The 18,224-nt window shown below is 41.2% G+C and carries 23 protein-coding genes and 3 pseudogenes; 24 read left to right on the top strand and 2 right to left on the bottom strand.

Annotation, left to right across the window (positions count from 1 at the left end; all coding sequences use genetic code 11):
- The first annotated feature begins 140 nt into the window (after positions 1-140).
- From C6H66_RS12735 to C6H66_RS12695, 11 genes and pseudogenes are all read left to right on the top strand, one after another.
- Positions 141-353 carry a hypothetical protein gene (locus C6H66_RS12735; protein WP_036780271.1) on the top strand — a complete coding sequence of 71 codons (213 nt, stop codon included), beginning with the start codon at positions 141-143 and terminating at the stop codon, positions 351-353.
- Positions 354-433: 80 nt separating this feature from the next.
- Positions 434-1,303, top strand: coding sequence for a hypothetical protein (locus C6H66_RS12730; protein WP_248000668.1), 870 nt, complete (start codon positions 434-436; stop codon positions 1,301-1,303).
- A gap of 100 nt (positions 1,304-1,403) precedes the next feature.
- Positions 1,404-1,610: a DUF1240 domain-containing protein gene (locus tag C6H66_RS27460; RefSeq protein ID WP_339416741.1), complete on the top strand. Its 207-nt coding sequence runs from the start codon at positions 1,404-1,406 to the stop codon at positions 1,608-1,610.
- On the top strand, positions 1,600-1,698 hold the full coding sequence (locus C6H66_RS27455; RefSeq protein ID WP_339416702.1) for a DUF1240 domain-containing protein: 99 nt from the start codon (positions 1,600-1,602) through the stop codon (positions 1,696-1,698). Before C6H66_RS27460 ends, C6H66_RS27455 begins: the two co-directional genes overlap by 11 nt.
- A 47-nt stretch (positions 1,699-1,745) precedes the next feature.
- A pseudogene (locus tag C6H66_RS12720) lies at positions 1,746-2,146 on the top strand (DUF1240 domain-containing protein).
- 228 nt (positions 2,147-2,374) lie between these two features.
- A complete protein-coding gene (locus C6H66_RS26805) occupies positions 2,375-2,599 on the top strand; it encodes a DUF1240 domain-containing protein (protein WP_248000667.1) in 225 nt (74 codons plus the stop codon).
- A gap of 47 nt (positions 2,600-2,646) precedes the next feature.
- Positions 2,647-3,049 (top strand): annotated as a pseudogene (locus tag C6H66_RS12710) (DUF1240 domain-containing protein).
- 161 nt (positions 3,050-3,210) lie between these two features.
- The gene (locus tag C6H66_RS27450) at positions 3,211-3,381 is read left to right on the top strand and encodes a DUF1240 domain-containing protein (protein ID WP_339416698.1); all 171 of its coding nucleotides are present in this window, start codon (positions 3,211-3,213) and stop codon (positions 3,379-3,381) included.
- The gene (locus C6H66_RS27445) at positions 3,371-3,469 is read left to right on the top strand and encodes a DUF1240 domain-containing protein (protein WP_339416696.1); all 99 of its coding nucleotides are present in this window, start codon (positions 3,371-3,373) and stop codon (positions 3,467-3,469) included. The genes C6H66_RS27450 and C6H66_RS27445 overlap by 11 nt, the downstream gene beginning before the upstream one ends.
- A 47-nt stretch (positions 3,470-3,516) precedes the next feature.
- Positions 3,517-3,919 (top strand): annotated as a pseudogene (locus C6H66_RS12700) (DUF1240 domain-containing protein).
- 540 nt (positions 3,920-4,459) lie between these two features.
- Positions 4,460-5,350 (top strand): LysR family transcriptional regulator, encoded by an 891-nt coding sequence (locus C6H66_RS12695; RefSeq protein ID WP_105395786.1) that lies wholly within the window; start codon positions 4,460-4,462, stop codon positions 5,348-5,350.
- 207 nt (positions 5,351-5,557) lie between these two features.
- Here the strand turns inward: C6H66_RS12695 and C6H66_RS12690 are convergent, their stop codons facing one another.
- On the bottom strand, positions 5,558-7,483 hold the full coding sequence (locus C6H66_RS12690; RefSeq protein WP_036813518.1) for an ABC transporter ATP-binding protein: 1,926 nt from the start codon (positions 7,481-7,483) through the stop codon (positions 5,558-5,560).
- A 121-nt stretch (positions 7,484-7,604) separates the two neighbouring features.
- Between C6H66_RS12690 and kefG the strand changes: the two genes are divergently transcribed.
- The 4 genes from kefG (at position 7,605) to slyD (ending at position 10,850) form a co-directional block, all read left to right on the top strand.
- Positions 7,605-8,156: a glutathione-regulated potassium-efflux system ancillary protein KefG gene (gene kefG / locus C6H66_RS12685; protein ID WP_046395800.1), complete on the top strand. Its 552-nt coding sequence runs from the start codon at positions 7,605-7,607 to the stop codon at positions 8,154-8,156.
- Positions 8,157-8,159: 3 nt separating this feature from the next.
- A complete protein-coding gene (gene kefB, locus C6H66_RS12680; RefSeq protein ID WP_105395785.1) occupies positions 8,160-9,965 on the top strand; it encodes a glutathione-regulated potassium-efflux system protein KefB in 1,806 nt (601 codons plus the stop codon).
- A gap of 14 nt (positions 9,966-9,979) precedes the next feature.
- Complete coding sequence (locus C6H66_RS12675; RefSeq protein ID WP_036813523.1) at positions 9,980-10,183, top strand: YheV family putative zinc ribbon protein; 204 nt, start codon at positions 9,980-9,982, stop codon at positions 10,181-10,183.
- Between the two features lie 88 nt (positions 10,184-10,271).
- Positions 10,272-10,850, top strand: a complete 579-nt coding sequence (gene slyD / locus C6H66_RS12670; RefSeq protein WP_105395784.1) for a peptidylprolyl isomerase — start codon at positions 10,272-10,274, stop codon at positions 10,848-10,850.
- Between the two features lie 102 nt (positions 10,851-10,952).
- Here slyD and C6H66_RS12665 read toward each other — a convergent pair whose 3' ends face one another.
- Positions 10,953-11,171 carry a protein SlyX gene (locus C6H66_RS12665; protein WP_036779968.1) on the bottom strand — a complete coding sequence of 73 codons (219 nt, stop codon included), beginning with the start codon at positions 11,169-11,171 and terminating at the stop codon, positions 10,953-10,955.
- A gap of 296 nt (positions 11,172-11,467) precedes the next feature.
- Between C6H66_RS12665 and fkpA the strand changes: the two genes are divergently transcribed.
- The 9 genes from fkpA to C6H66_RS12620 all read left to right on the top strand — a co-directional run.
- Positions 11,468-12,232: an FKBP-type peptidyl-prolyl cis-trans isomerase gene (gene fkpA / locus C6H66_RS12660; RefSeq protein ID WP_044467018.1), complete on the top strand. Its 765-nt coding sequence runs from the start codon at positions 11,468-11,470 to the stop codon at positions 12,230-12,232.
- 288 nt (positions 12,233-12,520) lie between these two features.
- Positions 12,521-13,243 carry a helix-turn-helix transcriptional regulator gene (locus C6H66_RS12655; RefSeq protein WP_036779966.1) on the top strand — a complete coding sequence of 241 codons (723 nt, stop codon included), beginning with the start codon at positions 12,521-12,523 and terminating at the stop codon, positions 13,241-13,243.
- Entirely contained in the window at positions 13,243-13,638 is a 396-nt protein-coding gene (tusD, locus tag C6H66_RS12650) for a sulfurtransferase complex subunit TusD (protein WP_046395803.1), read from the top strand. The genes C6H66_RS12655 and tusD overlap by 1 nt, the downstream gene beginning before the upstream one ends.
- 9 nt (positions 13,639-13,647) lie before the next feature.
- A complete protein-coding gene (gene tusC / locus C6H66_RS12645) occupies positions 13,648-14,007 on the top strand; it encodes a sulfurtransferase complex subunit TusC (protein ID WP_046395804.1) in 360 nt (119 codons plus the stop codon).
- Positions 14,008-14,027: 20 nt separating this feature from the next.
- A complete protein-coding gene (tusB, locus tag C6H66_RS12640; protein ID WP_046395805.1) occupies positions 14,028-14,315 on the top strand; it encodes a sulfurtransferase complex subunit TusB in 288 nt (95 codons plus the stop codon).
- Positions 14,316-14,450: 135 nt separating this feature from the next.
- Positions 14,451-14,825 carry a 30S ribosomal protein S12 gene (gene rpsL / locus C6H66_RS12635; RefSeq protein WP_011144815.1) on the top strand — a complete coding sequence of 125 codons (375 nt, stop codon included), beginning with the start codon at positions 14,451-14,453 and terminating at the stop codon, positions 14,823-14,825.
- A gap of 97 nt (positions 14,826-14,922) precedes the next feature.
- Positions 14,923-15,393 carry a 30S ribosomal protein S7 gene (rpsG, locus tag C6H66_RS12630; protein WP_011144816.1) on the top strand — a complete coding sequence of 157 codons (471 nt, stop codon included), beginning with the start codon at positions 14,923-14,925 and terminating at the stop codon, positions 15,391-15,393.
- Between the two features lie 81 nt (positions 15,394-15,474).
- Entirely contained in the window at positions 15,475-17,583 is a 2,109-nt protein-coding gene (gene fusA / locus C6H66_RS12625; protein WP_046395806.1) for an elongation factor G, read from the top strand.
- Positions 17,584-17,654: 71 nt separating this feature from the next.
- Positions 17,655-18,224, top strand: a 570-nt coding sequence (locus C6H66_RS12620) for a GTP-binding protein (protein WP_146111050.1), incomplete at its 3' end; no start/stop codon positions are given.

The raw sequence follows: 18,224 nt of genomic DNA, 5'->3' as shown, positions 1-18,224 counted from the left end.
ATTTTTGTATTGCTATACAGGAACTTAACTGTTGGTATTCTACGGTTGTTTAATTTTTTGCTATTATATGGTCGACATGGCTATTTCTTATGTAATATAGTGCGGTATTTGAACCTTTAATTGTTAATGGGATTAGCCGTATGAACGATAGAGATAGACAACAGTTATTACAACAGCTCACCGACGTATTAATGAATAGTCCGTTAATCCCAGAGGAAAAACTGGCAATGATGATGATGCAGTGTTTTCAGCTATTATTGTCAACTCAAGCCAGTGCGATTGATATGAAGACTTCAGATGGCCGCGTCCTTTCACTCAAATTGGAAATGGAAGCTCCGGCGGTTAAACACTGATGTGATGATTTTTGATTTTAAAGTGCCTATCCCAATGGTCTTATTGGGATAGGCAGTAAGAATATTAAAAGGGTTTCACAATGACATATAAAAAATACAACCCCTCGCCAGAGGGCTATATGGGGGATTTCCTGAGAGGTCAGGTTGGGGTTAACCAATTAAAACCTCAGCATGAATTCTTTGATGCCATTGGTCTTGAAAAGCAGTTAAGAGAGAATACAACCTATATTGCGCTGCTATCGTTAGAAGAAGCGAAAGATGTTCTGGAGGAGCTTGATTCGCCGAAGCCAAAAAGTCCATTTATAAAGAAGATATTTGAGATTACCGATCCCATATCACCTTATGCAGGTAACATACATGATTCTTTTGATCTCTTTAATGTTATAGGTGAGTTTAAAACATTAGGAATTAAAGCCACAGAGTATGTGGGTAAAGATGGAAACAGATATATTAAAATATCAGGTTATGCGGGAGTTAGAAAGATCATCACTGCTTCAAGATACAAAGCTTCTAATATGAAGGTGATATCTATGGGGATTGGGCAGAAAGGACTAAATAGCGGCATAGTTAAAGGAATGAAGTTCAGTATATTCTTTTCCGCGGCTTATCGAACGGTTGAACTTATGTTTAAGGATGAATACACACTGGCTGATTTTCTAGGTAATATTGCGGTAGATCTGGCTAAGACGGCAGTAATAGCCTTTGCTTCTTGGACTTTTGGGTCTTTGATGTTAGCTATATCTGCTTCTGGTGCTAGCGTAGTTGTCGTAGCTGGTATTGTGTTTGGTATAGGTTTTGGAATGACATACGCACTTGATGCTATAGATAAAAGATTTAAAATTAGCGAAACTGTTATTAATTTAATTAGAAAAGAAATGGAGAGGAAACCAAGAATTCCAGAAGCCAATTTCAATCAATTTCTTAATAACTGGGGGAGTTATGGGAAATAAAAAAAAAGGCTATATATATCATTTGCGCTCTTTTTTTTTCTCATCCTAACGTCATTCACTTTTTTTTTTGACAGGGGAAGATTTAGTCTCTTTAGTTAAAATGGATGAGAAAATAATATTCTCAAGTCGTGTTATTATTATATTCTTTTTTTCTCCTTTGATTCTTTATTCTCTATTATTTATTATTTTTGTCAGTATAACTGGTCGCTATCCTAAGCATCATGATAGTTTTAATAAATATTTTGGATCGATAGCCATTATTTCACTTTTTTTTAAGTTTTCCTACATCTTTGTATGTGCATTATAAGTTAAAAAGTGATGGCTATTTAGTATGTCCAAGAATCTCTTTGACGGCGCCGAATACTTATGTGAAAGATATGAAGTTATGTGATTGATATGGTTGTATTTGATTTCAACTAATTTCTTCATAATTGGGGGCGGTATGGGAAATAAAAGAAAGATTATACATATCATCGCTGCTCTTGCTATTTTTCTCTTAGCTTTATCTACTTTCTTCTTGACAGGGGAAAATATAATTTCTTTAATTGAAATGGATGAACAAATAACATTCTCAGGTGGTGTTGTTATAATATTTTTTTCTGCTCCTTTGATTTTATATTATATGGTTGCAGTTATTTTTGTCAGTATAACTGGTCGTCCTCCAAAACATCATGATGGTTTTGTTAACTGTTTTGGGACGATAGCTATTATTTCATTTTTTTAGGCTTCCCTACATTTTTGTATGTGCATTATAAGTTAAAAAGTGATAACTATTTGGTATGTCCAAGAATATCTTGGATGTCTCCGAATACCTATGTGAAAGATATGAAGTTATGTGATTGATATTGTTATATTTGACTTCAATCAATTCCTTAGTAACTGGGGGAGTTATGGGAAATAAAAAAAAAGGCTATACATATCATCTGCGCTCTTTTTTTTTCTCATTCTAACGTCATTCACTTTTTTCTTGACAGGGGGAAATTTAGTCTCTTTAGTTAAAATGGATGAGAAAATAATATTTTCAGGCAGTATTTTTATGATATTTTTTTTCTTCTCCCTTGGTTTTTTATTATGTTTTTTTTTATTATTTTTGTTAATATAACTGGCCGTTATCCAAAACATCATGATAGTTTTAATAAGTATTTTGGGACGATAGCTATTATTTCACTTTTTTTAAGTTTTCCTACATCTTTGTATGTGCATTATAAGTTAAAAAGTGATAATTATTTGGTATGTCCAAGAATATCTTGGATGTCTCCGAATACTTATGTAAAAGATATGAAGCTATGTGATTGATATTGTTATATTTGACTTCAATCAATTTCTTAGTAACTGGGGGAATTATGGGAAATAAAAAAAAGGCTATACATATCATCTGCGCTCTTTTTTTTTCTCATTCTAACGTCATTCACTTTTTTCTTGACAGGGGGAAATTTAGTCTCTTTAGTTAAAATGGATGAGAAAATAATATTCTCAAGTCGTGTTATTATTATATTCTTTTTTTCTCCTTTGATTTTGTATTGTATGGTTTCTATTATTTTCTCTAACATAACAAACTGTTGCCCAAAATACCATGATAGTTTCATAAAATACTTTGGTTCAATAGCTATTATTTCACTTTTTTTAAGTTTTCCCATATCTTTATATGTGCATTATAAGTTAAAAAGTGATGATTATTTGGTATGTCCAAGGATATCTTTGACGTCGCCGAATACTTATGTGAAAGATATGAAGCTATGTGATTGATATGAGTGATAGGGTTATGGATAAAAAAAGAAGAATAATACATATTATTTTGGCGATTTTTGTATTGTTTCTGGTGTTTCTGGGTATGTTTGCTTCTGTTGATGGTCTATTGTCATTGATTACAATGGCTGAGGTAATCTCTTTTTCCAATAGTATAATAATTGCGTTTTTTTTTCTTCCCGTTGGTTTTTTATTTCTTGATTTGTTCTATTTATTTAAATTTAACAACGCGTATCCCGAGATATCATGATGTTTATGTTAAATATCTTGGTATGATAGCTATTGTTGCATTTTTTTTTGAGTTTTCCTGTATCTTTTTATGTGCATTATAAACTGAGGAGTGAGAATTACTTGATATGCCAAAAGATATCTTGGATGTCACCGAATAAATATGTAAAAGATATTAAACTATGTGATTGATATTGTTTATTTTGATTCTAATTAATCTCTTAATAATTGGGGTGATTATGGAAACTAAAAAAAAGATTATACAGATCCTCGGCGCTCTTGCTATTTTTATTTTGATGTTATTCGCTTTCTTTTTGACAGGAGAAAATTTAATTTCTTTAGTTAGAATGAATAAAAAAAATAACATTCTCAGGTAGTGTTTTTATAATATTATTTTCTTTTCCTTTGATCTCTTATGCTACATTCATTATTATTTTCTTTACTGTGACTGGTCATTATCCAAAGCATCATGATAATTTTGTTAAATATTTCTTTTCGATAGCTATTGTCGCGCTTTTTCTAAGTTTCCCCATATCTTTCTATGTGGATTATAAATTAAAAAGTGAGAACTACTTGGTATGTAAAAGAATATCATGGAAATCTCCTAATACCTATGTGAAAGATATTAAACTGTGTGATTAATATTAGTTTGGTTATATAGGAGTATTTTTATACGATGCCATTTTATTATTGTTTATCGAAAAAATAAGAATCAAATAGTGATTTATCTATAATTGCGTATTTTATGATATATCATCATTTATAGATAATAAATACCTCCATATTATCGCTGACTTTAGTTATGTTATTTAAAAATTAAGGCTAATGGCGATGTTTTCATAATGGTATTCACTGGATATATTTATCTACCTTGTGTAGTAGCGAATGTATGTCACAGGATGTATAGGGATTGCTATAGGTAAAACACCTAAAAAGCGTAAAATTCATTATATTTTAAAGCGTTTAATTTAGATGGATTATTTAGTCATTTACCTCAAGGAGTAGAAAGGAATTATGGTATAAATAAATTTTTATCAACATTTTTATAATAAATTAATTGATCATCTTATAATTGTTGTTTAATCTCTATTTAATTAATTTCAGTTAAGTCTAAGTCATTTAGTCTATTGTTGAAATAATAACGCAAGCAAAGTTTGAAAGATAAACCCGAATGGTGGAGATATGGATATACGTAATCTCAAAGCTTTTATCGTGTTGGCTGAAACACTTAATTATCATCAGGCTTCTCAAATACTACATATTTCACAACCTGGGTTGACTAAGAAAATTAATGCGCTGGAAGAAGAATTTGGGGCTTCTTTGTTTTCCAGAGGGCCGAATGGTACTAGATTGACTGATTTTGGGCAAAAGACCTTTGAGAGTGCTCAGAAGTTATTAGGTCATTTTGAGCAGTTTCAGACTCAGGTTAGTCATGATTTGCAATATGATTCGCCACATTACCTCTATGTTAGCTCTTGTTTTCCTATTTATGATTCCGGGAAAATGGAAGAGCGGCTTTTTCTAGGTAGTAAGGAAAAGGTTGTGCTTGTGCTAATGACGGGGCTGACATTTGAGCAGCAAATGAATCTATTAAACTCAGGTCTATTACATATCGCCATTGTTCCTCTACCGTTAACTTCATCACTTATGCCAAGGAAGGTTTTTACTGAAAAACTTGTTTATCTTTTTAAAAAAGGCAGTGATTGGAATCAGAATTTTGCTGAGTTAAATAAGGAAATAATGTCATTATATCACTTTATTGATACTAATGAGGGTGATATGTCGTTTGATTTTACCGATGGTATTAGTACATTTTCTATTTATAATAATAGTATGAATTTAATGTTAAGAACTAATGATATTATGGTCATGATTGAGTTGATCATTAAACGCAATGGTTTTTCTTTAGTGCCGGAAAAAGTTATTCGCTCAATTCCATCACAATATCTGGATTCATTAGAGGTGTTGAAAACTGATATGGAGATTGACTTTGGTATCTTATGGAGTCCTGTTATCGATTATGAGTTGGTAAGTGAAGCGGAATTATTCTCTTCATTAATCGATAATATGTGAATCAGAAAGATAGCTGTTATTTATATAGGGATGATTATATTGAAATTGTGTGGTGATATTATTGTGGATAAAGATGAAATATATATGGGGTATTATGGTTGGATTTATCTATTGCTGTTTTAAATGAAATAATATGACTATTATCGAAAAATAAAGCGGATTATTTTCTCCGCTCTATTTTTATTGAATGATAATTTATGAAATCATTTATCCTTCAAACTCTTGCGTCATTTTTTCAAGTTGTTCCTGAATTTCCATCCATGATAATTCAATTTCTTCCAATTTTGATTTGGTCTGATTCTGCTTTTGCAGATATTCAGTCAATTCGGTTTTACGGCTGTTATCATAGATAGCGCTGTCTGAAAGTTGGTTTTCTAGTGCAACTAGCTCGTTACCCAGTTTCTCCATCTGTTTTTCCAGATCAGCAAGCTGTTTGCGCAATGGTTGCGTTTGGTTACGGAAGTCAGCTTGACGCCGTTTTTGATCTTTTCTTTCCTGAGCGCTTTGGCTGGATGACTCTTTTTCCTTGTCGTTGTTTTCACGTAGTTGCTGATTTTGTTGACGTTGTTGATCTGTCAGCCATTGTTGATAATCTTCTAAATCGCCATTGAACGATTCTACCTGGCCATCGTGAACCAAATACAATTCATCTGTTGTTGAACGTAATAGATGTCGGTCATGGGAAACTACAACCAATGCACCGTCAAAGTCGATCAAAGCTTCTGTCAGTGCTTGACGCATATCCAAGTCGAGATGGTTTGTTGGTTCATCAAGTAACAGAAGGTTAGGGCGTTGCCAGACCATTAATGCCAAAACCAAACGCGCTTTTTCTCCCCCGGAGAAACGTCCACTTGGGTCAGTCACTTGATCGCCTTTGAAACCAAAGCCTCCCAGATAATCTCTGAGTTGTTGTTCTGTTTCCTGTGGCGCAATGCGGACTAAATGCTGTAATGGTGATTCATCAGCACGCAAATATTCCAGTTGATGCTGGGCGAAATACCCCAGTTTGATCCCTTTAGCTAATTCTACCGTTCCACTCTGAGATTGCAGTTCTCCAGCTAACAGTTTAATCAACGTGGATTTACCTGCGCCATTACGGCCAAGCAGACCAATGCGAGAGCCGGGAACCAGATTCAGTTTGATGGAGTTTAAAACAGTCCGTTCGCCATAGCCTGCGCTGACTTTTTCCATTTTCAGAAGTGGGTTGGGCAGACTCTCTGGTTTACGGAAACTGAAATGAAACGGGTTATCAACGTGGGCAGGGGCGATCAACTCCATCCGTTCTAACATCTTGATACGGCTCTGAGCCTGTTTAGCTTTGCTGGCTTTGGCTCGGAAACGGTCAATATAACTTTGCAGATGGGCGACTTTCTCTTGCTGACTTTTATAAAGGGCCTGTTGTTGCGCTAGCTTGGTCGCGCGTTGGCGTTCGAAAGATGAGTAGTTGCCGCTGTACTCAAATAGAGATTGTTGCTCTATATGGAGGATCTTATCGGCAATAGGGTCGAGAAAATCCCGATCATGGGAGATAAGGATTAATGTTCCGGGGTAGCTTTTCAGCCATTTTTCCAACCAGATAACTGCATCCAGATCAAGATGGTTAGTTGGTTCATCAAGCAACAGCAAATCAGAACGGCAGAGTAGTGCTTGAGCTAGATTGAGGCGCATACGCCATCCACCGGAAAAGGCACGTACCGGTTGATCAAGTTGCTCCTGAGAGAAACCTAAGCCGTGCAACAAACTTGATGCTCTTGAACGGATTGTCCAGGCTTGAACTGTGTCCAGTTGACTATGCAGGTGAGCAATCAGATTGCCGTCGTTTTTTTCATTGGCTATCCGCAGTTGTTGTTCCAGTTGGCGGAATTCACGATCACCATCAATAACATACTCCAGAGCAGGTATTTCTAGGGCGGGCGTTTCTTGATTCACCCAAGACAGCGCCCAGTTACTGGGAAAAGTGAATGTTCCTGCCTCAGCCTGAAGTTCATTTTTTAATAATGCAAGTAGGGTAGATTTGCCACAGCCATTTTTCCCTACCAGACCCACTTTCTGTCCGGGATTAATAGTGGCGCCGGCATTATCCAGCAAGACACGGGTTCCGCGACGAATTTGTAATGAAGAGAAAACAATCATAAGTATCGTTTGTATAAAATATGTTAAATTAGCAGTAACAGATAATAAGCGTCTTATTTTATAACTTTGTATGCATGTTAACGGAAAATACGTGTCCTGACACGTTCTTGAGGAGGGAACGATGTTACAGCCGCCTAAAGTCCTGCTGCTGTATGCCCATCCTGAGCCACAGGATTCAGTAGCAAATCGTGTTTTGTTACAACCTGTGCAGGGTTTAGAGCATGTCACAGTTCACGACTTATATGGAGCTTATCCAGATTTTTTTATTGATGTTCATTATGAGCAGCAACTGCTTCGAGAGCATCAGGTGATTGTTTTTCAACACCCACTGTATACCTACAGTTGTCCCGCTTTATTAAAGGAGTGGATGGATCGTGTACTGACTCGGGGGTTTGCCAGTGGTATTACTGGATTGGCATTACAGGGAAAATATTGGCGTTCAGTGATTACTACAGGGGAACCGGAAAGCACTTTCCGGGCCGATGGGTATAATCTCTATCCAATGGAAGAGATCCTTCGTCCTTTTGAACTCACCGCAGCGATGTGCCGTATGTATTGGTTATCACCGATTATTATTTATTGGGCGCGTCGCCAAAAACCTGAACTTCTTGCCATCCATGCTAATGATTATCGTGAATGGCTCAAATCGCCATTGTCACTAGGAGGGCTATAAGTTATGGAGCATTCAGCGCAATTGAGCGCCGGTGTATTGTTTTTATTTGCTGCCGTTGTGGCAGTGCCAATCGCACAGAAATGCAAGATTGGAGCCGTATTAGGTTATTTGTTGGCGGGGATTGTCCTGGGGCCGTGGGGGTTGAGTTTTATCAGGGATGTTGATGATATTCTTCATTTCTCTGAGTTGGGGATTGTTTTCCTGATGTTTATCATCGGGCTTGAACTTAATCCGGCTAAACTCTGGCAACTCAGGCGATCTATTTTTGGTGTCGGTGCGGCTCAAGTTATTTTCACGGCGAGTGTGCTGGCCGTGCTGCTTTATCTGACTGATTTTTCATGGCAAGCGGCGGTTATTGGCGGTATCGGTATGGCGATGTCCTCAACGGCAATGGCCCTGCAACTCATGAAAGAGAAGGGTATGAACCGCAATGAAGGCGGACAGCTTGGTTTCTCGGTTTTGCTATTTCAAGATATGGCGGTCATCCCGGCTTTGGCATTGATTCCGCTGTTGGCAGGGGGAACAGCATCCGGTGACTGGTATCGCATAGCGTTAAAAATTGCTGCTTTTGCTGGCATGTTGCTCGGTGGCCGTTATCTGTTACGTCCGCTGTTTCGTTTAGTCGTCAGGGCTGGAGTACGTGAGTTATTTACGGCGGCGGCATTACTGGTGGTACTTAGCTCTGCGCTATTTATGGAAGCGCTCGGTTTTTCTATGGCGCTGGGAACCTTTATCGCAGGAGTATTATTGGCAGATAGCGAATATCGCCATGAACTGGAAATATCCATAGAGCCGTTCAAAGGATTACTGTTGGGGCTGTTTTTTATTTCAGTCGGTATGTCTCTGAATCTTGGAGTACTACTAATACATTTGTCCGAAGTATTACTTGGTGTGCTGGCTTTGGTGATTGTGAAAGGCATTGTGCTCTATCTTATCGCAATGAGCGCAGGCTTACGAGGAGCATCCTGCCTGCAATTTTCCGGCGTACTCAGTCAGGGGGGAGAATTCGCCTTTGTTCTGTTTTCCGCCGCGCTGAGCCAGAATGTGCTCAACAGCGGGCAGATGGCTTTGCTGCTGGTCGTGGTGACAATATCGATGATGACAACGCCGCTTGTCATGCAATTGATAGATGCTATTCTGGCACGCCGTTTTAATGCCCAAGAGGAGACTGATGAACAGCCCTTTGTGGAAAATGATGATCCGCAGGTGATTTTAGTGGGCTTTGGCCGGTTCGGACAGGTAATCGGTCGTCTTCTGATGGTGAATAAAATCCGTATAACGGTGTTAGAGCGTGATGTCAGCGCTGTGAGTACTATGCGGCGTTATGGCTATAAAGTTTATTATGGTGATGCGGCTGAATTGGAGTTGCTACGTTCGGCGGGTGCGGATAAAGCCAAAGCGATAGTCATCACTTGTAATGAGCCGGAAGATACCATGATGATCGTTCATTTATGCCAGAAACATTTCCCGAATCTGCATATCATGGCGCGGGCCAGAGGACGTCTGGAAGCGCATGAACTGCTGCAAAATGGAGTAAAAAATTTCACCCGTGAAACTTTCTCCAGTGCTCTGGAACTGGGGCGTAAAGCCTTAGTTGAATTGGGAATGCATCCGCATAAAGCTAATCGCGCAAAACAACATTTCCAGCGGTTAGATATGCGGATGCTGAGAGAACTTATGCCGCAGCTACAGGGTGATGTGGCTCACATATCTCGTATAAAAGAGGCGCGGCGGGAACTGGAAGAGCTGTTCGAACGGGAAATGCTCAATGAACGCCGCCAACCGGATGGTTGGAATGAGCATGAATAATAGCGGAGCAAATCATGTCAGTAAGTCGTAAAAGATTTATTGCTGGTGCTGTCTGCCCAGAATGTCACTCTCAGGACACACTAGCAATGTGGCAAGAAGATCAGGTAGATGTGGTGGAATGTGTCCATTGTGGTCACCAACAACGCCAGACTGATGAGAAAGTGACCTCTCATGTCAGAAAGCAAGAGCAGGTTATTGGTATTTTTACCCCACAATAATTATGTGAATATTAGCGCGAGTGAGTACAGAGACTGAAAATTCCGCTACAATCGGTAAAAATTTTTAGACCCACGGGTAGGAGATGTCATGAAAGTAGCAAAAGACTTGGTAGTCAGCCTGGCTTATCAAGTAAGAACAGAAGATGGTGTTTTAGTTGATGAGTCACCGGCGAGTGCGCCGTTGGACTATCTGCATGGCCGTGGTTCATTGATTAGCGGTTTGGAAAAGGCGCTAGAAGGCCGTGAGGCTGGTGAGATTTTTGATGTTAGCGTACAGGCTGATGACGCCTATGGTCAGTATGATGACAATCTGGTTCAGCGTGTGCCAAAAGATGTCTTTGTTGGTGTTGATGAGCTGGAAGTTGGCATGCGTTTCCTGGCTGATACCGATATGGGGCCAGTACCCGTAGAAATTACAGCGGTTGAAGATGAGCATGTTGTGGTTGATGGCAACCATATGCTGGCGGGTCAGAACCTGAAATTCAATGTTGAAGTCATTGCCATTCGTGAAGCGACTGAAGAAGAATTGGCTCATGGTCATGTTCATGGCGCTCATGGTCACGAGCATGGCGAGGGCGGTTGCTGTGGTGGTCACGGCCATGACGACGGTCATCACCACCATCATGATGAAGGACACGGATGCTGCGGTGGCGGCAGTTGCCACTGATAAGCTAAAGCGGATAGTGCATTTTAATATTTAAAAAAGTGGGGCAAGTTCGGAGAATTCAGTTTCGATGCTTGCCCTGATTTATTGTAATTTAATGTTTTTCTAGTAATGAGGCGGAGGCGTCTCCTCAGATGGTGAAGCGACCATTGAGGGTTGAGTGGCTTTTAATCGTTCTGTCATCAACCGCAAATGCTCTTTTAATCTGGCGATCTCCCTTTGTTGCTCAGTTACTACCTGATTTAATTCTTCGATAGTTATATCTTGAAAGGCAATTCGACTTTCCAAATGTTCAAGCCGTTGCTCAAATTCTGACAGATCCATGATCTCCTCCCATTTCAGGCCCTGTATTGCCAGTGTTAAATGCCCCATATTAATTAAGAGTAGCCTACTATGCCCAGAATATTCTGTGAAATGCGGTTATTATGAAACCTCTTGCCATTTATGTTGTCCTAATAGGTTTGGGGCACTAAAACATCAAATATTGTGTTCAATAAACATTATGTTCAACAAACATTGTGTTCAACAAATATTGTGTTGTGCTCCTGTAGGCAGTTATAGTGGCTTGATTGCATAACTTTTGCTGACGGTAAAATCCCCCAAAGCTATTGGAGAAACAGATGAAATCATTGTTTAAAGTTACCCTGCTTGCTACCACATTAGCGATGGCTTTCAGCGCCCCTCAGGTGTTGGCGGCTAAAGCGGATAGTCAGAGTAGCACAGAATTGAACAGCGCATTTAAAACAGAAGATCAGCAAAATGCTTATGCTCTGGGTGCATCTTTAGGGCGTTATATGCAAAACACCCTGAAAGAACAGAAATCTCTGGGTATCCCATTGGATAAAGATCAATTGTTATCGGGTGTGCAGGATGCTTTTAATAACAAAAGCAAACTGACTGACAGCGAAATTGAAAATACGCTGCGTGCATTTGAAGGGAAAGTGAAGTCTGCCGCTGAAGCTAAGATGGAAAAAGAAGCTCGCGAGAATGAAGCTAAAGGCGCTAAATATCGTGAAGAATTTGCTAAGGAAAAAGGCGTCGTTAAGAGCAAAACCGGCCTTTTGTATAAAATAGAGAAGGACGGCAGTGGTAAGAAACCTGTGGCAAGCGACACGATAGTTGTGAACTACCGAGGAACATTGATTGATGGTAAAGAATTCGATAGTTCCTATAAGCGTAATGAGCCGCTTTCTATTCGTCTGGATGGCGTTATTCCAGGTTGGACAGAAGGTTTACAGAATGTGAAAAAAGGTGGAAAAATTAAACTGGTTATTCCACCAGAGTTGGCCTATGGTAAAGCGGATCTGCCGGGTATTCCTGCAAATTCTACATTAGTATTTGATATTGAGTTGTTGGATATTAAAGCGGATACCAAAGCCAAGTAAGCTGTCAGCTAAATATCTTTGATCAATACGGATAAAACCGTTGGTAGAGATTCTGTCAACGGTTTTTTGTTACTGAAAGCTGTGATAGAGACCAAATGTCTGAGCTGCAATGGCTTGACGATGATGTCATGTGGTTTTAACGTCAATATTTCATGTGAATGCAAAGATCTTTGATTAGGATCTCTGTTAAGCTGCAACAATTGAGTTTTCACAAGAAATTTTTATAGGTTTATCACGTTGTGTTTTTAGCAAGACGTCGTTGTCTGCGTTTGAAGGATGGTGTATTGAATGTCTAACCCGTTATTATCTGGTGATATCAGTGATGTCGATTTACTGGAAAACCAACCGTTTACTGAAACGGACCACGAAATTTTAAAATCTTATGAAGCCGCAGTTGATGGCTTGGCTATGCTGATTGGTGGGCATTGCGAGATTGTCCTTCACTCATTGGAAGATCTTAAATGTTCAGCCGTCAGAATAGCTAACGGAGAACATACAGGTCGTAAAATAGGTTCACCTATCACTGATCTTGCGTTGCGCATGCTGCATGACATTACAGATGAAGATTGTAGTGCATCCAAAGCCTATTTTACTCGCGCGAAAAGCGGTTCATTGATGAAATCAGTCACGATTGCGATCCGCAATCGGAATCGCCGAGTGATCGGCCTCCTGTGCATTAATATGAATCTTGATGTTCCTTTCTCTGAAATTATTCAAACATTTATTCCAGAGGAAACACATGATGTCGCACCAAATGTAAATTTTGCCTCATCCGTGGATGATTTGGTCGCGCAAACGCTGGAATATACTATTGAAGAAGTCAATATTGATCGCAGTGTATCCAATAATGCCAAGAATAGGCAGGTGGTTCTGAATCTCTATGAGAAAGGCATTTTTGATATTAAAGATGCAATCAATCAGGTTGCAGAGCGTTTAAATATTTCTAAACATACTGTTTATCTCTATATTCGTCAGTTTAAAAATGGTGAATGTTTAGGGCCTGAGCGGTAATGTCTTCGTTGTCTTATTGTCTGCTGGTTACGGGGCCTGCATATGGCACCCAGCAAGCCAGCAGCGCTTACCAATTCGCACAAGCCTTGATTACGATGGGGCATAAACTTAATACCGTATTTTTTTATCGGGAAGGGGTTTATAACGGCAATCAGTTGACTGTACCAGCCGGTGATGAGTTCAACTTGGTTAGCGCATGGCAAGTGATGGCAAAAGAGCATCGGTTTGGCATGCATATTTGTATTGCCGCTGCCCTGCGTCGTGGTGTTCTTGATGCTCAGCAGGCGAATGAGTTGAATTTACCGGTAGCGAACCTGGCTGAAGGGTTTGAATTAAGTGGATTGGGAACACTGGCTGAGGCTATGTTGACTTGTGACCGTGTGGTGCAATTCTGAGAGGCGAAAATGAAAAAAATTGCTTTTGTCTTCACTAAAGCGCCTCATGGTGATGCAGGAGGTAGAGAAGGCTTAGACGCATTGCTGGCAACTTCGGCATTAACAGAAAAGATAGGTGTATTTTTTATTTCTGACGGCGTACTCCAACTACTACCGAATCAGCAGCCTGACGGAATCCTTGCCAGAAACTATATCGCTACTTTTAAGGTGTTGCCTTTGTACGATATTGAAGAATGTTATTTGTGCCAGGAAGACCTTATGATGCGTGGGTTAAGCTCAATCAATCGTTTTGTTCTGGATACGGAAGTGATACCCGCAGAAACAATCCGTGAGAAGTTGGTTGACTATGATGTTGTGCTGACATTCTGAGCTATTGGAAGGACAATAATATGCTATATACTGTTGGCCGATCGCCTTATCAATGTGATTTCAATGCGATATTCAAGCTGCTTGCCCGTGGTGATGACATCCTGTTTATTCAGGATGGCGTACTGGCAGGAATTGACGGTAATTGTTATCTGCCGAATCTGATCAGTTGTGGCGCTGCCTTGTATGCGCTGAAAGAAGATATCGAGGCGCGGGGATTGAACGGGCAGGTTTCAGACAAAGTGCAAGTGATCGACTATACTGACTTTGTTAACCTGACGGTAAAACACCATCAACAATTCGCCTGGTAGTTGAGAAAACGCTGTATATTTCTTGACACCCTGACGAGTCAGCCATAAAATTCTGCGTCCTCGTGTTTCGCCGTTGGGCAGACAAGAGATTTAATCCGTGTTTACGAAGCAAAAAAACCAGGAGTTTTTTTAATAATGGCAACTATTAACCAGCTGGTGCGCAAACCCCGTAGCATGAAGGTTGCAAAAAGCAACGTTCCTGCTCTGGAAGCTTGCCCGCAGAAGCGTGGCGTATGTACTCGTGTATATACCACCACCCCTAAAAAACCAAACTCTGCACTGCGTAAAGTATGTCGTGTGCGTTTGACTAACGGTTACGAAGTTTCTTCTTACATCGGTGGTGAAGGCCACAACTTGCAAGAGCACTCCGTAATTTTGATCCGTGGCGGTCGTGTTAAAGACTTGCCAGGTGTGCGTTACCACACTGTTCGCGGCGCACTGGACTGTTCCGGTGTTAAAGACCGTAAACAAGGTCGTTCTAAGTACGGTGTGAAGAAGCCAAAAGCTTAATGGTTCTCCGTTAAGTAAGGCCAAACATTATTTACTTTAATGTCAAAATAAACTCGTAGAGTTTTGGACAACCCTGAATTCGAAACGGAGTATTTCCATGCCACGTCGTCGTGTAATTGGTCAGCGTAAAATTCTGCCAGATCCAAAGTTCGGATCTGAATTACTGGCCAAATTTGTCAATATCCTGATGGTAGATGGTAAAAAATCTACTGCGGAAGCAATTGTATATAGTGCGCTTGAGACCCTGGCTCAGCGTTCTGGTAAAGAACATCTGGAAGCGTTTGAACTTGCATTGGATAATGTGCGTCCAACCGTGGAAGTTAAGTCCCGCCGTGTTGGTGGTTCTACTTATCAGGTACCAGTTGAAGTTCGTCCGGTTCGTCGCAATGCGTTGGCAATGCGCTGGATCGTTGAAGCTGCTCGTAAACGCGGTGATAAATCTATGGCTCTGCGCCTGGCGAACGAATTATCTGATGCAGCCGAAAATAAAGGCACTGCCGTTAAGAAACGTGAAGACGTTCACCGTATGGCAGAAGCTAACAAGGCGTTCGCACACTACCGTTGGTAATCCCATCGTAGTGATGATGCCCTGGGTGGCGGTTCTGCCACCCAGATTTACATTGAACGTCCTAGGATATAGAGGAATCAAATGGCTCGTACAACACCCATTGCACGTTACCGTAACATCGGTATCAGTGCACACATCGACGCCGGTAAAACCACCACTACCGAACGTATTCTGTTCTACACTGGTGTAAACCATAAGATCGGTGAAGTTCATGATGGCGCTGCTACTATGGACTGGATGGAACAGGAGCAGGAGCGTGGTATTACCATCACCTCCGCAGCAACAACTGCTTTCTGGTCAGGTATGGCTAAGCAGTTTGACGCGCACCGTATCAACATCATCGACACCCCAGGGCACGTTGACTTCACTATCGAAGTAGAACGTTCCATGCGTGTTCTTGACGGTGCGGTAATGGTTTATTGTGCGGTTGGTGGTGTTCAGCCACAGTCCGAAACCGTATGGCGTCAGGCAAATAAATATAGAGTTCCACGTATCGCGTTCGTTAACAAAATGGACCGTATGGGAGCGAATTTCTTACGCGTTGTTGAACAGATCAAAACTCGCTTGGCGGCAAACCCAGTACCTCTGCAATTAGCCATTGGCGCAGAAGATGCTTTCACCGGTGTTGTTGACCTGGTGAAAATGAAAGCCATCAACTGGAACGATGAAGATCAGGGAACCACCTTCACTTATGAAGATATCCCGGCTGAGATGCAAGATCTGGCGGAAGAATGGCGTAACAATTTGATTGAAGCCGCTGCGGAAGCATCAGAAGAGCTGATGGAAAAATACCTTGGCGGTGAAGAACTGACTGAAGAAGAGATCAAAGCTGGTCTGCGTCATCGTGTTCTGACTAACGAAATCATCCTGGTTACCTGTGGTTCTGCATTTAAGAACAAAGGTGTTCAGGCAATGCTGGATGCGGTTGTTGAGTACCTGCCAGCACCAACGGATGTTGAGTCTATTAAAGGTATTCTGCCAGACGGTAAAGATACGCCGGCAGAGCGTCATTCTGACGACAACGAACCATTCTCAGCGCTGGCGTTTAAAATCGCGACTGACCCATTCGTTGGTAACTTGACTTTCTTCCGCGTCTACTCTGGTGTAGTTAATTCCGGTGATACCGTTCTTAACCCAGTGAAAGACAAAAAAGAGCGTTTTGGCCGTATCGTTCAGATGCATGCTAATAAACGTGAAGAGATTAAAGAAGTTCGTGCAGGTGACATCGCCGCTGCGATTGGCCTGAAAGACGTGACGACTGGTGATACGCTGTGTGATATCAACTCACCAATTATTCTGGAGCGTATGGAGTTCCCAGAGCCAGTTATCTCTGTTGCTATCGAGCCAAAAACTAAAGCTGACCAGGAAAAAATGGGTATCGCTTTAGGCCGTCTGGCTCAGGAAGACCCATCATTCCGCGTGTCTACCGATGAAGAATCTGGTCAGACTATTATCGCTGGTATGGGTGAGCTTCACTTGGATGTCCTGGTTGACCGTATGCGTCGTGAATTCAAAGTTGAAGCGAACGTCGGTAAACCTCAGGTTGCTTACCGTGAAACCATCCGCTCTACTGTTGAACAAGAAGGTAAATTTGTTCGTCAGTCTGGTGGTCGTGGTCAGTTTGGTCACGTATGGCTGCGTATTGAGCCAATGGAACCAGGTGGCGTAGGCTACGAATTCGCTAACGAAATTGTTGGTGGTGTTGTTCCTAAAGAATATATCCCGGCAGTAGATAAGGGCATTCAGGAACAAATGAAAAATGGTGTTCTGGCCGGTTACCCGATTGTTGACGTTAAAGTGGCGTTGTTCGATGGTTCTTACCACGAAGTTGACTCTTCTGAAATGGCGTTCAAAATCGCAGGTTCTATGGGCTTCAAAGAAGGCTTTATGAAGGCGAAACCAGTTCTGCTGGAGCCTATCATGAAAGTTGAAGTTGAAACACCAGAAGACTACATGGGTGACGTTATCGGTGACCTAAACCGCCGCCGTGGTATGATTGACGGTATGGAAGATATGACTACCGGCAAAATCGTACGTGCTCAGGTACCATTATCTGAAATGTTTGGTTATGCTACTGACCTGCGTTCTCAGACCCAAGGTCGTGCTTCTTACTCTATGGAGTTCCTGAAGTACAATGAAGCGCCGAGCAACGTCGCTCAGGCTATTATCGAATCTCGTAAAGCTAAATAAGTTTTTCGGGTTTAATATCTAGATTCAGCTCCCTCCCCTATGATGAGGGAGCGATATTAAGGAATAGAGTCGTGTCTAAAGAAAAATTTGAACGTACAAAACCGCACGTTAACGTTGGTACTATCGGCCACGTTGACCACGGTAAAACTACCCTGACTGCTGCTATCACTACTGTACTGGCTAAAACCTACGGTGGTAACGCTCGTGCATTCGACCAAATCGATAACGCGCCAGAAGAAAAAGCGCGTGGTATCACCATCTCTACTTCTCACGTAGAATACGACACCCCAAGCCGCCACTATGCGCACGTTGACTGCCCAGGCCACGCCGACTATGTGAAAAACATGATCACCGGTGCGGCTCAGATGGACGGCGCAATCCTGGTAGTTGCTGCGACTGATGGCCCAATGCCACAGACTCGTGAGCACATCCTGTTAGGTCGTCAGGTAGGCGTTCCTTACATCATCGTATTCCTGAACAAATGTGACATGGTAGACGACGAAGAGCTGCTGGAACTGGTTGAGATGGAAGTGCGTGAGTTGCTGTCTCAGTACGATTTCCCAGGCGACGACACTCCGGTTATCCGTGGTTCTGCGCTGAAAGCGCTGGAAGGCGATGCCGAGTGGGAAAGCAAAATCCTG

Origin of the sequence: Photorhabdus hindustanensis, assembly GCF_002968995.1 — a bacterium.
GTDB classification, from domain to species: Bacteria; Pseudomonadota; Gammaproteobacteria; order Enterobacterales; family Enterobacteriaceae; genus Photorhabdus; species Photorhabdus akhurstii.
This window is presented reverse-complemented; position numbering and strand designations above follow the sequence as displayed.

Excerpts from the sequence above, each read along its gene's own strand:
- C6H66_RS12735 (WP_036780271.1), top strand. The coding sequence starts at position 141 with ATGAACGATAGAGATAGACAACAGTTATTACAACAGCTCACCGACGTA.
- C6H66_RS12730 (WP_248000668.1), top strand. The coding sequence starts at position 434 with ATGACATATAAAAAATACAACCCCTCGCCAGAGGGCTATATGGGGGAT.
- C6H66_RS27460 (WP_339416741.1), top strand. The coding sequence starts at position 1,404 with ATGGATGAGAAAATAATATTCTCAAGTCGTGTTATTATTATATTCTTT.
- C6H66_RS26805 (WP_248000667.1), top strand. The coding sequence starts at position 2,375 with ATGTTTTTTTTTATTATTTTTGTTAATATAACTGGCCGTTATCCAAAA.
- C6H66_RS12695 (WP_105395786.1), top strand. The coding sequence starts at position 4,460 with ATGGATATACGTAATCTCAAAGCTTTTATCGTGTTGGCTGAAACACTT.
- C6H66_RS12690 (WP_036813518.1), bottom strand. The coding sequence starts at position 7,483 with ATGATTGTTTTCTCTTCATTACAAATTCGTCGCGGAACCCGTGTCTTG.
- kefG (WP_046395800.1), top strand. The coding sequence starts at position 7,605 with ATGTTACAGCCGCCTAAAGTCCTGCTGCTGTATGCCCATCCTGAGCCA.
- kefB (WP_105395785.1), top strand. The coding sequence starts at position 8,160 with ATGGAGCATTCAGCGCAATTGAGCGCCGGTGTATTGTTTTTATTTGCT.
- C6H66_RS12675 (WP_036813523.1), top strand. The coding sequence starts at position 9,980 with ATGTCAGTAAGTCGTAAAAGATTTATTGCTGGTGCTGTCTGCCCAGAA.
- slyD (WP_105395784.1), top strand. The coding sequence starts at position 10,272 with ATGAAAGTAGCAAAAGACTTGGTAGTCAGCCTGGCTTATCAAGTAAGA.
- C6H66_RS12665 (WP_036779968.1), bottom strand. The coding sequence starts at position 11,171 with ATGGATCTGTCAGAATTTGAGCAACGGCTTGAACATTTGGAAAGTCGA.
- fkpA (WP_044467018.1), top strand. The coding sequence starts at position 11,468 with ATGAAATCATTGTTTAAAGTTACCCTGCTTGCTACCACATTAGCGATG.
- C6H66_RS12655 (WP_036779966.1), top strand. The coding sequence starts at position 12,521 with ATGTCTAACCCGTTATTATCTGGTGATATCAGTGATGTCGATTTACTG.
- tusD (WP_046395803.1), top strand. The coding sequence starts at position 13,243 with ATGTCTTCGTTGTCTTATTGTCTGCTGGTTACGGGGCCTGCATATGGC.
- tusC (WP_046395804.1), top strand. The coding sequence starts at position 13,648 with ATGAAAAAAATTGCTTTTGTCTTCACTAAAGCGCCTCATGGTGATGCA.
- tusB (WP_046395805.1), top strand. The coding sequence starts at position 14,028 with ATGCTATATACTGTTGGCCGATCGCCTTATCAATGTGATTTCAATGCG.
- rpsL (WP_011144815.1), top strand. The coding sequence starts at position 14,451 with ATGGCAACTATTAACCAGCTGGTGCGCAAACCCCGTAGCATGAAGGTT.
- rpsG (WP_011144816.1), top strand. The coding sequence starts at position 14,923 with ATGCCACGTCGTCGTGTAATTGGTCAGCGTAAAATTCTGCCAGATCCA.
- fusA (WP_046395806.1), top strand. The coding sequence starts at position 15,475 with ATGGCTCGTACAACACCCATTGCACGTTACCGTAACATCGGTATCAGT.